Origin of the sequence: Variovorax sp. Sphag1AA, assembly GCF_014192575.1 — a bacterium.
GTDB lineage: Bacteria > Pseudomonadota > Gammaproteobacteria > Burkholderiales > Burkholderiaceae_C > Variovorax.
The window spans coordinates 77,157-90,678 of the sequence record NZ_JACHYC010000010.1 but is presented as its reverse complement, the minus strand read 5'-3'; the positions used below and the strand labels follow the sequence as shown (position 1 = coordinate 90,678).

General features: G+C 65.2%; 14 protein-coding genes. 9 read left to right on the top strand and 5 right to left on the bottom strand.

From position 1 onward, the window contains the following. The first annotated feature begins 39 nt into the window (after window positions 1-39). The 7 genes from FHW64_RS31240 (at window position 40) to FHW64_RS31210 (ending at window position 7,735) form a co-directional block, all read left to right on the top strand. The gene (locus tag FHW64_RS31240) at window positions 40-1,074 is read left to right on the top strand and encodes a LacI family DNA-binding transcriptional regulator (protein ID WP_184532789.1); all 1,035 of its coding nucleotides are present in this window, start codon (window positions 40-42) and stop codon (window positions 1,072-1,074) included. A 48-nt stretch (window positions 1,075-1,122) separates the two neighbouring features. Continuing rightward, the gene (locus tag FHW64_RS31235; RefSeq protein WP_221210567.1) at window positions 1,123-2,724 is read left to right on the top strand and encodes an FAD-dependent oxidoreductase; all 1,602 of its coding nucleotides are present in this window, start codon (window positions 1,123-1,125) and stop codon (window positions 2,722-2,724) included. Between the two features lie 34 nt (window positions 2,725-2,758). Next, entirely contained in the window at window positions 2,759-4,027 is a 1,269-nt protein-coding gene (locus FHW64_RS31230; RefSeq protein WP_184532785.1) for a sugar ABC transporter substrate-binding protein, read from the top strand. A gap of 85 nt (window positions 4,028-4,112) precedes the next feature. Then, window positions 4,113-4,967 carry a carbohydrate ABC transporter permease gene (locus FHW64_RS31225; RefSeq protein WP_221210566.1) on the top strand — a complete coding sequence of 285 codons (855 nt, stop codon included), beginning with the start codon at window positions 4,113-4,115 and terminating at the stop codon, window positions 4,965-4,967. Next, window positions 4,957-5,799 (top strand): carbohydrate ABC transporter permease, encoded by an 843-nt coding sequence (locus FHW64_RS31220; RefSeq protein ID WP_184532781.1) that lies wholly within the window; start codon window positions 4,957-4,959, stop codon window positions 5,797-5,799. The genes FHW64_RS31225 and FHW64_RS31220 overlap by 11 nt, the downstream gene beginning before the upstream one ends. A 22-nt stretch (window positions 5,800-5,821) precedes the next feature. After that, window positions 5,822-6,901 carry an ABC transporter ATP-binding protein gene (locus FHW64_RS31215; protein WP_184532779.1) on the top strand — a complete coding sequence of 360 codons (1,080 nt, stop codon included), beginning with the start codon at window positions 5,822-5,824 and terminating at the stop codon, window positions 6,899-6,901. Between the two features lie 9 nt (window positions 6,902-6,910). After that, window positions 6,911-7,735: a tetratricopeptide repeat protein gene (locus tag FHW64_RS31210; RefSeq protein ID WP_184532777.1), complete on the top strand. Its 825-nt coding sequence runs from the start codon at window positions 6,911-6,913 to the stop codon at window positions 7,733-7,735. Here FHW64_RS31210 and FHW64_RS34610 read toward each other — a convergent pair. After that, a complete protein-coding gene (locus tag FHW64_RS34610; RefSeq protein WP_311733414.1) occupies window positions 7,698-8,006 on the bottom strand; it encodes an FCD domain-containing protein in 309 nt (102 codons plus the stop codon). The two genes, FHW64_RS31210 and FHW64_RS34610, sit on opposite strands and share 38 nt — an antisense overlap. Between FHW64_RS34610 and FHW64_RS31200 the strand changes: the two genes are divergently transcribed. Then, entirely contained in the window at window positions 7,959-8,705 is a 747-nt protein-coding gene (locus FHW64_RS31200; RefSeq protein ID WP_184532773.1) for a hypothetical protein, read from the top strand. The two genes, FHW64_RS34610 and FHW64_RS31200, sit on opposite strands and share 48 nt — an antisense overlap. Here the strand turns inward: FHW64_RS31200 and FHW64_RS31195 are convergent. The 4 genes from FHW64_RS31195 to FHW64_RS31180 all read right to left on the bottom strand — a co-directional run bounded on the left by FHW64_RS31195 (window position 8,693) and on the right by FHW64_RS31180 (window position 12,621). Next, window positions 8,693-9,421, bottom strand: a complete 729-nt coding sequence (locus FHW64_RS31195; RefSeq protein WP_184532771.1) for a 3-oxoacyl-ACP reductase family protein — start codon at window positions 9,419-9,421, stop codon at window positions 8,693-8,695. The genes FHW64_RS31200 and FHW64_RS31195 overlap by 13 nt on opposite strands. Window positions 9,422-9,473: 52 nt before the next feature. Next, entirely contained in the window at window positions 9,474-10,040 is a 567-nt protein-coding gene (locus FHW64_RS31190; protein ID WP_184532769.1) for a TetR/AcrR family transcriptional regulator, read from the bottom strand. 92 nt (window positions 10,041-10,132) lie between these two features. Then, entirely contained in the window at window positions 10,133-11,539 is a 1,407-nt protein-coding gene (locus FHW64_RS31185) for an MFS transporter (protein ID WP_184532767.1), read from the bottom strand. A gap of 107 nt (window positions 11,540-11,646) precedes the next feature. Then, window positions 11,647-12,621, bottom strand: coding sequence for a LysR family transcriptional regulator (locus FHW64_RS31180; RefSeq protein WP_184532765.1), 975 nt, complete (start codon window positions 12,619-12,621; stop codon window positions 11,647-11,649). A gap of 135 nt (window positions 12,622-12,756) precedes the next feature. Between FHW64_RS31180 and FHW64_RS31175 the strand changes: the two genes are divergently transcribed. Further along, entirely contained in the window at window positions 12,757-13,506 is a 750-nt protein-coding gene (locus FHW64_RS31175) for an SDR family NAD(P)-dependent oxidoreductase (protein ID WP_184532763.1), read from the top strand. Window positions 13,507-13,522 lie beyond the last annotated feature (16 nt).

The following is a 13,522-nucleotide window of genomic DNA, read 5'->3' as shown; positions in this document are numbered from 1 at the left end:
AATGCGTATTACCACCCAGCTAATACGCATCAGCAACACATGCCCCCAGCGCGCCGCCTGACTCAGCAAGACATCGCCCGACTCGCCGGCGTCAGTCAGGCCACGGTGTCGCTGGTGCTCAACGGCGCAGAGAACGCGCTTGCGCGCATCCCGCCCGAAACGCGCGAACGGGTGCAAAAGATCATCCGGGAGACCGGCTATGTGCCCGACCCGATCGCCCGTCGGATGGCACGGGGTTCCAACCGGATCCTGGGCGTGTTTACCTACGAGCCGGCGTTTCCGAATGCGCACGCCGACTTCTTCCTGCCCTTCCTGTTCGGCATCGAGGAAGAAGCACAAGCGCGCGGCTACGACCTGCTGCTCCTGACCGGCGCTGGCGAAGGCACGCAGCGCAAGATATTCGCGGAGGAAGGACGCCTGCGCATTGCCGATGGCTGCATCGTCCTGGGCAAGACCTTCGACCGGACCGAGCTCGCGCGGCTGGTGGCGGGCGACTATCCCTTCGTCGCCATCGGCCGTCGCGAGGATGCTGGCGGGTCCGTGCCCTTCGTCGGCGGCGACTACGCGACCGCCACCGCCGCGCTCGTGCAGCAGGCGCGCGAACTGGGGCATCGGCGGCTCGCGTATCTCGGATCGATCGGCCCGGCGGAGTCGCCGCTCGATCGCTGGAAGGGCTTCACGAGCGCGCTCGGCAGCGACCTGGAACTGGTCCTGCAATTGCCGGACACGCCTGCCGACGACCACCAATTGCTCGATGCCTTGCTGGCCAGCGGCGCGACCGCGGCCTTCTGCGTCGAGTTGGCCGACGCGGTGCGCCTTGAGCGTGCGGCGAAAGCGCGCGGGCTGAGCCTGCCGGCGGATTTCTCGGTGCTGGCGCTCGGCTCGCACATTCGCACGGAGGGCAGCGGCACGCGCTTCGCGTCCTTCGCCATTCCACGCGAGGAGATGGGCCGACAGGCCACCGCGATGCTGGTGCGCCGCGTCGAAGGCGGCATGTCGCAAGCGGTGCAGCAGGTGCTCCTGCATTGCGAGCCGATCCGCGGCGAAACCCTCGGCCCCGCGCAGCGGCGTTGACATCGAATCACCCACACGAACGAACAGGGACGACAAAGCATGCGCGAAATGAAGACGGACATCCTCGTGGTCGGCGGTGGGCTGGGCGGCGTGGCCGCGGCGCTGGGTGCGCTGGAAGCCGGCCGTTCGGTCGTGATGAGCGAGGAGTACGACTGGATCGGCGGGCAGCTCACCAGCCAGGCGGTGCCGCCGGACGAGCACAGCTGGGTCGAGCAGTTCGGCGTCACGCGCCGCTATCGGGCGCTGCGCGACGGCATCCGGCGCTACTACCGCGATCACTACCCGTTGACCGCAGCCAGCCGCGCGTGGGATCAACTCAACCCCGGTGCGGGATGGGTGAGCCGCATCTGCGCCGAGCCACGCGTGGGTCTGGCGGTGCTCGAAGCGATGCTGGCGCCCTACCGGGGCGCCGGCCGGCTGACGGTGTTGCAGCCCTACCGCCCCGTCGCCGCCGATACGGATGGCGACACCGTGCGCGCCGTGACGCTGCGTCATCGCGATACGGCTGAAGAGATCGCGGTGGAAGCCGCCTTCGTGATCGACGCGACAGAACTGGGCGACCTGCTGCCGCTCACCGGCTGCGAGTACGTGATCGGCTTCGAAAGCCAGGCCGACACCGGCGAGCCGAGCGCGCCTTCCACGGCGCAGCCGCACAACGTGCAGGCGGTGTCGATCTGCTTCGCGATCGATCATGTCGATGGCGACCACACCATCGACAAGCCCCGCAACTACGAATACTGGCGCACCTACCAGCCGCACTTCTGGGGTGGGCCGCTGCTGGGCTTCAAGGCACCGCATCCGCGCACGCTGGAGATCACCGAGCGCTCCTTCACACCCAATCCGGACGACGATCCACTGCTCGTCGATGCCGACCAGCGCAAGAGCGGCGGCGACCAGAACCTGTGGACCTTCAGGCGCATCGCGGCGCGGCGCAACTTCACTCCCGGCGCCTACGCCTCGGACATCTGCCTCGTGAACTGGCCCATGATCGACTACATGGAGGGCTCGATCCTCGATGTGTCGGAGGCCGAGAAAGCGCGCCATCTGCAATCGGCGGCCGAGTTGTCGCACTCAGTTTTCTACTGGCTGCAGACCGAAGCGCCGCGCGCGGACGGCGGCACGGGCTTCCCGGGGTTGCGTCTGCGCGGCGATGTCACCGGCACTTCGCACGGCCTCGCGATGGCGCCCTATGTTCGCGAGAGTCGCCGCATCCTCGGCGTGACGCGCATCGTCGAGCAGCATCTGTCGCATGCGGTGCGTGGCGACCAGGGCGCCGTGCGGTACCGCGACAGCGTCGGCGTGGGCATGTACCGCATCGACCTGCATCCCTCCACCGGTGGCGACAACTACATCGACGTGCCGTCCTGCCCTTTCGAGATCCCGCTCGGCGCCTTGCTGCCGCGACGCATGACCAACCTGCTCGCCGGCGGCAAGAACATCGCCACCACGCACATCACGAACGGCTGCTATCGGCTGCACCCTGTCGAATGGAACGTGGGCGAAGTGGCCGGCAGGCTGGCCGCCCATTGCCTCGACCAGTGCACCACACCGCATCAGGTGCAGGCCGACGACGCGCGACTCGCCGGCTTCCAGGCGCTGCTCGCGCATGCCGGCGTGGAGACGCACTGGCCCGACGTGCGCGCCTATTGAACAGAGACACAGAGCCATCCACCGAGGAGACATCATGTTCAGACGCAACAAGTCCTTCACGCTCCGCGCCATCACCGGCGGCCTGATCCTGTCGCTGGGCCTTGCGGCCGGCGCATCGGCCGAGACCAAGCTGCGCATGACCATCTGGAGTGCCAACGAAGCACACCTGAAGCTCTTCAACGGCATCGCCGAAGGATTCAAGAAAGAGCACCCGGACGTCACGGTCAGCTTCGAGTCGCTGCCGTTCGAGAACTACACGACCGCGCTGACCACGCAGATTGCCGGCGGCAACGCGCCGGACATGGCCTGGATCTTCGAGACCAGCGCGTATGACTTCGTCAACTCCGGCGCGCTCGTGCCGCTCACCAAGGCACTTGCAGCCACACCGGGTTATGAAGTCGGCGAGATCAGCCCGTCCGCCACCGAACGCTGGTCGAAGGACGGCACGCTCTACGCCTACCCGTTCTCGACCTCACCCTTTGCGGTCTTCGTCAACAACGACCTCATCCGCAAGGCCGGCGCCAAGACGCCCGCTGAACTCATCGCCGCCGGGCAGTGGACCTGGCCCAACGCGATCGCCACCGCGCAGGCCGTGGCCCAGAGTGGCAAGGGCGGGCTGGTGGTGCGCGACTTCAACTACCAGGCATGGCAATACCTCTCCTCCGTGTGGAACGCCTGGGGCGCGGCACCGTGGAGTGCCGACGGCAAGCGCTGCACATTCACCGACAAGCCGATGGTCGACGCACTGGGCTTCATCCACAACGCGATCTTCGAGAAGAAGGCCATCCCCGGACCCGGCCAGAACGTCGACTTCTTCGCCGGCGACGCCGCGATGACGATCACGCAGATCAGCCGTGCTTCGCTGCTACCCAAGGACAAGCGCTTCGATTGGGACCTGGTGCCCCTGCCCAAAGGCCCAGCGGGCGACTACGCGATCGTCGGTCAGGCCGGCATCGGCGTGCTCAAGGCAGGCAAGGACGCAGCGATGGCCACCACGTTCGTCGCCTACATGACCAGCCCCGAGAACTCGGCGAAGCTCGCGCAATTCTTCCCCTCGGCACGCAAGTCGCTGCTCAACGCCGACGTCCTCGGCAAGACCAATGCGCTGCTCTCGCCAGCCCAACTCGACAAGGTGGTGGTCTCGGGTATCTCGACCGGCAAGGTGATGCCGGCGCACACGGATTTCGCGCGACTGCAGCAGATGGTGCGTTCGGGCCTCGATGCCGTCTGGCAGCCGAAGGCCGACATCCCGGCGGCGACGCGTGCGATCTGCGCGCAGATCGGCCCGCTGCTCGCGCAGTAACGCACGACAACGCGCAGCACCAATCACTGTGGCCCGTTCACCCGATCCATCGCGTCCGTTCTGGACGATTGCACGGCGTGACAGCGTGGCGGGCCTGCTTTTCGCCGCGCCGCAACTGGCGGGCACGCTGGTCTTCGTGCTCGCGCCGCTGGTGCTCGTCTTCTGGTATTCGCTGCACGAATGGAACGTGCTTGCCAACAGCTTCAACTACACCGGCATCCAGAACTACCAGCAGTTCCTGAACGACCCGACCTTGCCCGGCGTGCTGCTGGCCTCGGCGTTGTTCTCGGTGGGCCTGGTGGTGCTGAACATGAGCCTCGCGCTGCTGCTGGCCGTGCTGCTGAACCAGAAGCTCGCGGGCATCACGGTGTTTCGCACGCTCTTCTTCTCGCCGGTGGTGGTCTCGCTGGTCGCGTGGACCATCGTCTGGGGCTTCCTGCTGCAGAACAACGGCGGCATCAACGGCATGCTCAAGCTGATCGGCATCGAAGGGCCCAACTGGCTGCGCACGCCCGCCACCGCGATGGTCTCCGTGATCGTGGTGCAGGTGTTCAAGAACGTGGGGCTGAACATGGTGCTCTTCCTTGCCGCGCTGCAGGGCGTGCCGCGCGAGCTCTACGAGGCTGCGCGCATCGACGGTGCGCCGCGCTTCAAGCAGTTCCGGCGCATCACGCTGCCGCTGATCAGTCCTACGATCATGCTGACGTCGATCATCACGATCGTCGGCTCGCTGCAGGTGTTCGCGCAGATCGCGGTGCTCACGCAGGGCGGGCCGGGCGTGTCGACCACGGTGCTCGTCTACTACCTCTACCAGCAGACTTTTCAGTTCCATCGCTTCGGCTATGGCTCGACGCTGGCGATCGTGCTGTTCGCGATCGTCGCGCTGCTGACGCTGGCGCAGTGGCAGATGCGCAAGAAGTTCGTCTTCCATGAACAGTGAAAGCTCCCCGCGCATGAGAGTCGTGCTCTACGGGCTGCTGTGCGTGCTGCTGATTCCCTTCGTGTTCCCGACCTGGTGGATGGTGACCTCGTCGCTCAAGCCGATCAGCGACATCTTCGTGTTCCCGCCCGAGCTCTTTCCGTCGAACCCGGACTGGAGCACCTACAAGCAGGTGTTCGCGATCCAGCCCTTTGCGCAGCAGTACTGGAACTCGGCGTGGATCGCAGCAGTGGTGACGATCGCCACGCTCGCGATCTCATCGATGGCCGGCTATGCCTTTGCGCGCATCCGCTTCCCCGGCGCGAACGTGCTATTTATCGTCGTGCTGACGGGCTTGCTGATTCCATCCGAAGTGACCATCGTGCCGCTCTTCCGCATGTTCCTGAAGCTCGGCTGGGTCAACACGCATTGGCCGCTGGTGCTGATCCCGGTCTTCGGCGCACCCAGCGTGTTCGCGACCTTCGTGATGCGCCAGTTCTTCATCGCGCTGCCGCAGGAGCTGGAAGAAGCTGCACGCGTGGATGGCCTCGGGCGCTTCAGGATCTTCCGCACCATCGCGCTGCCTCTGGCAAAGCCTGCGCTGGCGTCGGTGGCGATCTTTACGTTCCTCCACAGCTGGAACCTGTACCTGGAGCCGATCGTGTTCCTGTCGACGCCATCCAAGTTCACGCTGCCACAGGCGCTGACGCAGTTCACCGACGCTTACGGCGGGCCGATGTGGAACATCCAGCTGGCCGCGGCCACGCTCACGGCGTTGCCTGTGCTGGTGGTCTTCGTGCTTGCGCAGAAGCAGTTTGTCGAAGGCCTGGCTCACACGGGGCTCAAGGGCTGAGCTTCATATCCAGAACGCATACATGGCAGAAGTCCTTCTCTCCCAGGTCCAGAAGCGCTTCGGCGCCGTACAAGTCATCCACGGCATCGACCTGCACATCCACGATGGCGAGTTCGTGGCGCTGGTGGGGCCCTCGGGCTGCGGCAAGTCGACCTTGCTGCGCATGATCGCCGGGCTGGAGACTGTCACGCATGGCCGCATCCACATCGGCGGCCGCGACGTGACCGACCTGGACCCGAAGGACCGCGACATCGCGATGGTGTTCCAGAACTACGCGCTCTACCCGCATATGACGGTGGCCGCCAACATGGGGTTCTCGCTGGAGCACCGCGGCCGGCCGAAGGCGGAGATCGCCGAGCGCGTGCGCTGGGCGGCCGACATCCTCGGGCTCGCGCAGTTGCTAGATCGTTACCCGCGCCAGCTTTCCGGCGGCCAGCGGCAGCGAGTCGCGATGGGGCGAGCAATCGTGCGCAATCCACAGGTGTTCCTGTTCGACGAGCCTCTGTCCAACCTGGACGCGAAGCTGCGCATCGTCATGCGTGGCGAGATCAAGGGCCTGCACCAGCGGCTCAAGACCACGACGGTCTACGTCACGCATGACCAGGTGGAGGCGATGACGATGGCCGACCGCATCGTGGTGCTCAACGCAGGCAAGGTCGAGCAGGCAGGCTCGCCGCTCGATCTCTTCGACCGTCCCGCAAACCAGTTCGTCGCGGGCTTCATCGGATCGCCGGCGATGAACTTCATTCGCGGTCGATGCACCTCAGACGGTTTCGAGACCGCTGGCGCGCGGGTGCCGATCGCCCCGGCGGCCCTTATGCAGGAGTGGCGCGAAGTCATCCTGGGCATCCGGCCCGAGCACTTCGAGATCTCCACGGCAAGCGAAGGCGTGGCAACGCAGGTGCTGCTGGTGGAGCCCCTCGGGTCGGAGACCCAACTGACCCTGCAACTCGGCGATACACAGGTGATCGCGCTGTTCCATGAGCGCTTGACCGTGGCGCCTGGCGATATGCTTCACGTCCGCCCGAAGCCGGGCGCGGTGCACATGTTCGAGCCGGCCACCGGCATACGCATGGAGAGCCGACCACTCATTCCTTCTTGATCACTGCCCATGTCTTCTTCATCGTCGACCTCGCTGCCTCCTCTGCCCACGGATCCGCAGGCACTTCGCAAACTCAGCGCAGCGCAGTGGAAAGCCGTGCTGGAGGCGCCGCCGCAAGTCGCGATCCAATGGATGACGGCGGCCGCTCGCCAGGGCCATGCGGGGTCGCAGTCGGTGCTCGGGCAATGGTTGTTGGAAGGCCGCGGCGCCGCACGCAATCCGGGTGATGCCTTCGCCTGGTTTCTCAAGGCGGCTCAACAAGGCGACGACACCGGCATGAACATGACGGGGCGCTGCTATGAGAACGGCTGGGGGGTCGAGCCGGATCTTCAGGCGGCCATCCGCTGGTATCGGCACGCCGCCATCAAGGGCCTCGATGCCGGGCTCTACAACCTCGCCAACCAGTACGCGTCGGGCCAGGGAATCCCTCGCGACGATGCACAGGCGTTGGCCCTTTACACGCAGGCCGCGCAAATGGGTCATGCCAAGTCGATGACGAAGTCGGGTCGCTTTCATGAAGACGGACTCAGCGTCCCGCGCGACCTGGAGAAGGCGATGGACTGCTACCGCCGCGGTGCCGAAGGGGGCGACTTCCGTGGCCAGTACAACTATGCGCGCATGCTCGCAGAGCGCGGCGCTGTCGAAGCGTCGCTCGATTGGCTGCGCCGCGTGCCGCTCACGGCGACCCCGGACTTCCTCGAAGAAGCCAGCCGCCTGCTGTCCGATTCGCCCGATGCGCGTTTCCGCGCGGTCGCCCAGGAGATGCTGGCTCGCGCCGCGCAACTACGCGCAGCCCCTACAGCCGGCGATGGGAGCCAGTCAGTCGCGCAATGATCGTCGCGCGCACCTGATCGATGTGGTGCTCCATCGCTTCCCGGGCCGCGTTCGCGTCCCCGGTTGCGAGGGCATCCAGAATGGCCAGATGCTCGCTCATGACGATCCGGCGCCTTGAAGGAAACCGGCCGAAGCGAAACATCGAGGTGCGCGTGCGCAGCCCGAGGATCGTCTCCGCGAGCACGGGATTGCCTGCAGCGTCGGCGATCTTCCTGCAGCATGGGTGGAGGCCGTTGGCCAGGGCACGCCTGAGAGGCCCTACGGCCTGCACTGGTGGGCGCTGCCAGGGCGCCCCGGGTTCTACGCCTTCGGTGCGTTCGGGCAATATGCGTTCGTGCTTCCTGAACACGGCCTCGCGATGGCCATTACCGGTGCGGTGCCCGGGTCGATCAGCAGGCCTGACGTGGGCATTCCGCCGATCGTGTGGGCGCATCTGCCGGCCATCCTCTCCGGCGCGGACGCTGATGCTGGCTCCGCAGCGGCCCTTCTCGAACGCACTTCGGCTCTTGCGCTTGCCATCGCGCCGCCTGCGTCGGACACAGGATGTGCGGATCGGATCGACGGCACGCGCTTCGACGCATTGCCCAACGAAGACGGTATTCGCTCGATCACGCTGCGCTTTCGTGGCGCGAAGCATTGCCGACTCGCCATCGAAACAGTCACCGTTGTCCATACGATCGACGCAGGTCTCAATGGAGACTGGATCGAGGGCGAGACCAGCCTCCCCGGAATGGGTCTGCACCACGGCTACGAACCAGAGCGGCTGAGCACCGTCGCCGCCGCAGGATGGACGGCACCTCAAACACTCACCCTGAACTGCCAGTACGTAGAGACGGCATTTCGCGATCGCTTCGAACTGACGTTCGCGGACGATGCGTTGGTGTTCTCGCGAAGCGTCAACGTGAACGGCGGCCGCACGACGCTTGCGCCAATCCGGGCGCTGCGCGAGAAGACCAGTCAGAGCACGTAACCGCCATCGACGGTAAGACTCGCACCCGTCATGAAGCCTGAGGCGGGGCCGCAAAGAAACGACACGAGCGCCGCCACTTCCGAGGGATCGCCGAGGCGCCGCAACGGCACCAGCTGCTTCAGTTGTTCCGTCATCGCGGCCGTCATGTCGGTCTCTGTCGGCCCCGGCTGCACGTTGTTGACCGTGATGCGCCGCGGCGCGAGATCGAGCGCGATGCCCTTCACCATCGACGCGACCGCGGCCTTGGACATCGAGTAGGCACTGCTGCCCGGAAAGCCGCTTCGCACTGCGGTGTTGCTGCCGATCGTGACGACACGCCCGCCGTCTTGCATCTGCGCGACGGCCGCCTGGATCGCGAGAAAGACGCCGCGCACGTTCACGTCGAGCACGAGGTCCAGGTCTTCGAGACTGAAATCGTCGATGCTTCCTCGACGCAGGACTCCCGCGTTGACGACTGCAACACTCAACGGTCCGAGACGCGACACCGCCAACTGGACGGCAGACCGGATCGCAGCAGGGTCTGCGCTGTCGGCCTCGATGGCGATCGCCTGCCGCCCTTGGGCATGCACTGCGGTCGCGAGTTCGTCGGCCTTGTCGGGCCGCGATACGTAGGTGAACGCGACGTCGTAGCCGTCCGCCGCGAGCCGCTTGACGATTGCAGCGCCGATCCCGCGCGCGCCGCCGAAAACCAATGCCACCTGGCGCTTCTCATTCATACGATAGCTCCTTTTATTTGATCGATCGTTCCAGAATAGATAAAAAAACGAACTAGCTAAGAGCCTTCAGGGCCAGCTTCCCGAGGGCGCGCAGTTCCGCGTCGCCCGCACCACCGCGCGCGGCGAGCCGGATCGCCGCAATCTGGGCCTGGAGGAAGGCAGCGGCCTGACGCGCGCCGATGTCCGCAGACACGTCACCCTCGCTCTGCGCCCGCCGGACGCTGTCGACCATGGCTTCGCGCAGCGCATTGCCGGCGACTTCCCGGATCTTTGCGAGGTCTTCGTTCGCACCGCCGAACTCGCTGATCGACCCGATGCCAAGGCAAGGCTGCCGCGCTTCAGCAACGACGCGCGCGAGCATGCGCGCGATGCCGTCGATGGCCTTACCGCCCCTTCCAAGCGCCCCGATGTGCGCCCGGGTCTCGGCGTCCGAATACTGCTGCAGCGCTTCGCCGTAGAGCCGCCACTTGTCGCCGAAGGTGTCGTAGAGGCTCTGGCGGCCGATCTGCATGGCGGTGGTCAGCATCTCGGTCGATGTGCCGGCGAATCCGTGCTCGCGAAACACCTCGACCGCGGCATCGAGGGCGGCCTGTCGATTGAATTCTCTGGGTCTTGGCATGCGCGGAGCATACGTCATTCTGGATTGACCAGTCAACAATGCCTCAAATCACGTCAGGCCGGGAACTCATGGGCTTGCGCGGACAGGGCAGTTCAGGTGCGCGCGACGAAATGGTCGCCGGCGCCCTTGGGCAATCGCAAGGTGTCCAGCAAGCCGGCCAGCGCAATGACCGAGATGAGCAGGAACGCCATCCTGAACTGGATCGCGGGTGCAGTGAAATGAAAGCCCTCGGACAGCGCGCCCCCCAGTCGTACGGCCATCGCGCCCAGTGTGATGCCAGCAGCCATGCCGACCTGGGAGATCACATTGAACAGTCCATTGGCATCGGCCATCTGCCGGTCGGGCACGTCGGCGAAGGCGATGGTGCCCAGGCAGGTGAATTGCATCGAGCGCGTCATGCCGCAGAAGAACAGGATCGGCATCAGCACGCCCATCGGCATGGTGGGGCCGATCAGTGCGCAAAGGCCAAGGCAGGCAGCAGCCAGCAATCCGTTCCACAGCATCACTGGCCGGTAGCCGAATCGTCGAAGGATCGGCGTGGTCACCGCCTTCATCGACAGGTTGCCGGCAAAGACCACCAGGAGCAGCAACCCCGAGTGAAAAGCGTTGAACCCGAAGCCGATCTGGAACATCAGGGGCAGAAGAAAGGGCAGGCTGCCAATGGCCATTCGCATGATCGATCCGCCCACCATGGCCGCTCGAAAGGTGGGGATGCGCAGGGGCGTGAGCGTCAGCATCGGACTGGCCGAGCGCTGGAAGTGCACGACCGCGCCCGCAAGCAAGGTGATGCCACCCCCGAGCAGGGCAAGGTTGGCCAGGTTGGCATTCGCGACCAGCCCTTCAAGCGAGCTGAGCAGGGCGAAGATGCCCAGGCCGAACAATGCAAAGCCCAGCCAGTCGAAGCGACGGCGCGGCGCAGGCTCCAGCGCCGGAATCAGCCGAAGCGCCAGCACGAAGGCGATGAGCCCGAGGGGCAGGTTGAGAAAGAAGATCCAGTGCCAGCTCGCATGCTTGACGATGAAGCCCCCCAGGGGCGGCGCGATCACGGGCGCGGTGAGGGCGGGCCAGACCAGGTTCGACATCGCCGCCATTCGGCGTGACTGCGGCGTGTATCGCAGCACCAGCAGCCGGCCCACCGGCACCATCAGTGCACCACTGGCGCCCTGAAGAATGCGCAGCACGAGGAACAGGGGCAGATGGTCGACAAGGCCGCAAGCAACGGAAGTCAGGGTGAAACAGGCGATGGCCGAGGTGAACACGCGGCGCGGCCCGAATCGATCGGCGATCCACCCGCTCACGGGGATGAACACGCCCAGTGCCAACAGGTAGGCGCTGATGGCAATGTTCAACTGCAAGGCGTCGACCCCGAAGGAGCGGCTCATCTCGGGGAGTGCGGTGGCAATGATGTTGCCATCCAGCACTTCCATGAACATCGAACCCGTCACAAGGAAGGTCACGAGTTGCAGTCGTCGCCCTTCCAGTTGCTTGCCTGTATCCATTGCCAATTCGTCCGTGCAGTCTTGGCCTGCGAGCTTACTGTGCATGCAGGGAGTCGCCTCTGCGCTGGGGCGAAGAGGATGCTCAACGGCGCCATCGCGCCCCTGGACTAACTAGCCCGCGGAGCTTGCCGTCTACGCTGCCTCGAGTTCGACGGCTCGGTCGTCGTTGAAGGCTTGCCTTCGCTCACTCGTGCAGGAAAGCCCTCCAGCAACCAGTCGATGAACAACCGCAGGCGCTGCGTGGCATGTCGGGTTTGCGGATACACGACGTGGAAGGGGTATGGCGCCGGTCGCCAGGGTTTCAGGATTTCCACCAGCGAGCCGTCACGCAGTGACGATGCGGCTGCGTAGGCGAACGTCTGGACGATGCCCAGGCCCGCCAAGCAGGCCGCCAGGTGTGCATTGCTCTCATTGACGCCGATGCGATGCTCGACCTTGATCTCGGTCTTCTCGCCGTCGCGCTCGAAGCGAAACGGCACTGCCCTGCCCGAATGGCTCAATACATAGCTCACCAACCGGTGACCGTTCTTCAATTCGTCGGGGTAGGCAGGCGTGCCGTACTGCTTGAGATAGCTCGGAGTGGCGCAAGTGATCAGCGACGCCTCGCCCAAGCGACGGGCCACCAGCGATGAACTTTCCAGCGGACCGCCGCGAATGACGCAGTCGACGTTGTCGCCGATCAGGTCCACCGCGCGATCCGACACGCCCAGATCGATACGGATGTCCGGGTAGCGCGCCACGAAATCAGGGAGCAGCGGGATGAGTACGTCACGCGCAGTGGAGCCTCCGACATCGATGCGCAGATGCCCTCGGGGCTTGCCGCGCGCAAGGTTGAACGAAGCGTCGATGTCCTCCAGATCGCGCAGGATGCGCGTGCTCTTGGCGTAGTAGTCCTGGCCTTCCGGCGTCACAGTCACGCGCCGGGTCGTGCGCTGAAGCAGCCGCACGCCCAGATGGGCCTCCAGTTCCCGGACCAGCTTGCTGACCGTGGCGAGGGGCACGTCCAGCGAATCGGCCGCCCGTGTGAAGCCGCCTGATTCCACTACGCGGGCAAAGGCGCGCATCGCCAGCAGTTGATCCATGGACCGTTCCTCGTTGCAGGCCACCATTATCTACATAGATGGATAGTCATTTCATTCTTTGATCTTTTTCAATCAATGACCGAGGCCTAAAGTCACTCCCCATACCAACCCTCAAGTCACGAAACGGAGCTCATCATGAACAAGCAACTCGAAGGCAAGATCGCCCTGGTCACCGGCGGCAGCAGCGGCATTGGCCTGGGTGCCGCCAAGGAACTGGCGGCCCAGGGCGCGCGGGTCTTCATCACCGGGCGCCGCCAACCGGAACTGGATGCAGCAGTCGCCCAGATCGGTTCGGCCGCCACCGCGCTGCGTGCCGACGCATCGGTGCTGTCGGACCTGGATGCGGTCTATGCCCAGATCGCAAAGACTGCCGGTCGGCTGGACATCCTGTTTGCCAATGCCGGCGGCGGCGACATGTTGCCGCTGGGCGCCATCACCGAAGAGCACTTCGACCGCATCTTCGGTACCAATGTGCGCGGTGTGCTGTTCACGGTGCAGAAGGCGCTCCCGCTGTTGAGCAATGGCGCATCGGTGATCCTCACCTCGTCGACCACGTCCATCCAGGGCACAGCCAACTTCAGTGTCTACAGCGCCAGCAAGGCAGCGGTGCGCAACTTCGCTCGCTCCTGGGCACTGGACCTGAAGGATCGCGGCATCCGCGTCAACGCCGTCAGCCCCGGCCCCATCCGCACGCCAGGCCTGGGTGATCTGGTGCCCGATGAGGCGCGTCAGGGACTGTTCGACTATCTGGCTTCGCAAGTGCCGCTGGGCCGTCTGGGCGAGCCCGGCGAGATCGGCAAGGCCGTGGCCTTCCTCGCCTCAGACGCCGCCAGCTTCATCAATGGCATCGAACTCTTCGTCGACGGTGGCATGGCCCAGGTCTGACTGACCGGACGAGCGC

What these genes read in the sequence shown, in the direction of transcription:
- FHW64_RS31180 (WP_184532765.1), bottom strand. Translation starts at nt 12,621, where the DNA reads ATGGATCAACTGCTGGCGATGCGCGCCTTTGCCCGCGTAGTGGAATCA.
- FHW64_RS31190 (WP_184532769.1), bottom strand. Translation starts at nt 10,040, where the DNA reads ATGCCAAGACCCAGAGAATTCAATCGACAGGCCGCCCTCGATGCCGCG.
- FHW64_RS31220 (WP_184532781.1), top strand. Translation starts at nt 4,957, where the DNA reads ATGAACAGTGAAAGCTCCCCGCGCATGAGAGTCGTGCTCTACGGGCTG.
- FHW64_RS31175 (WP_184532763.1), top strand. Translation starts at nt 12,757, where the DNA reads ATGAACAAGCAACTCGAAGGCAAGATCGCCCTGGTCACCGGCGGCAGC.
- FHW64_RS31210 (WP_184532777.1), top strand. Translation starts at nt 6,911, where the DNA reads ATGTCTTCTTCATCGTCGACCTCGCTGCCTCCTCTGCCCACGGATCCG.
- FHW64_RS31240 (WP_184532789.1), top strand. Translation starts at nt 40, where the DNA reads ATGCCCCCAGCGCGCCGCCTGACTCAGCAAGACATCGCCCGACTCGCC.
- FHW64_RS31215 (WP_184532779.1), top strand. Translation starts at nt 5,822, where the DNA reads ATGGCAGAAGTCCTTCTCTCCCAGGTCCAGAAGCGCTTCGGCGCCGTA.
- FHW64_RS31195 (WP_184532771.1), bottom strand. Translation starts at nt 9,421, where the DNA reads ATGAATGAGAAGCGCCAGGTGGCATTGGTTTTCGGCGGCGCGCGCGGG.
- FHW64_RS31185 (WP_184532767.1), bottom strand. Translation starts at nt 11,539, where the DNA reads ATGGATACAGGCAAGCAACTGGAAGGGCGACGACTGCAACTCGTGACC.
- FHW64_RS31230 (WP_184532785.1), top strand. Translation starts at nt 2,759, where the DNA reads ATGTTCAGACGCAACAAGTCCTTCACGCTCCGCGCCATCACCGGCGGC.
- FHW64_RS31235 (WP_221210567.1), top strand. Translation starts at nt 1,123, where the DNA reads ATGAAGACGGACATCCTCGTGGTCGGCGGTGGGCTGGGCGGCGTGGCC.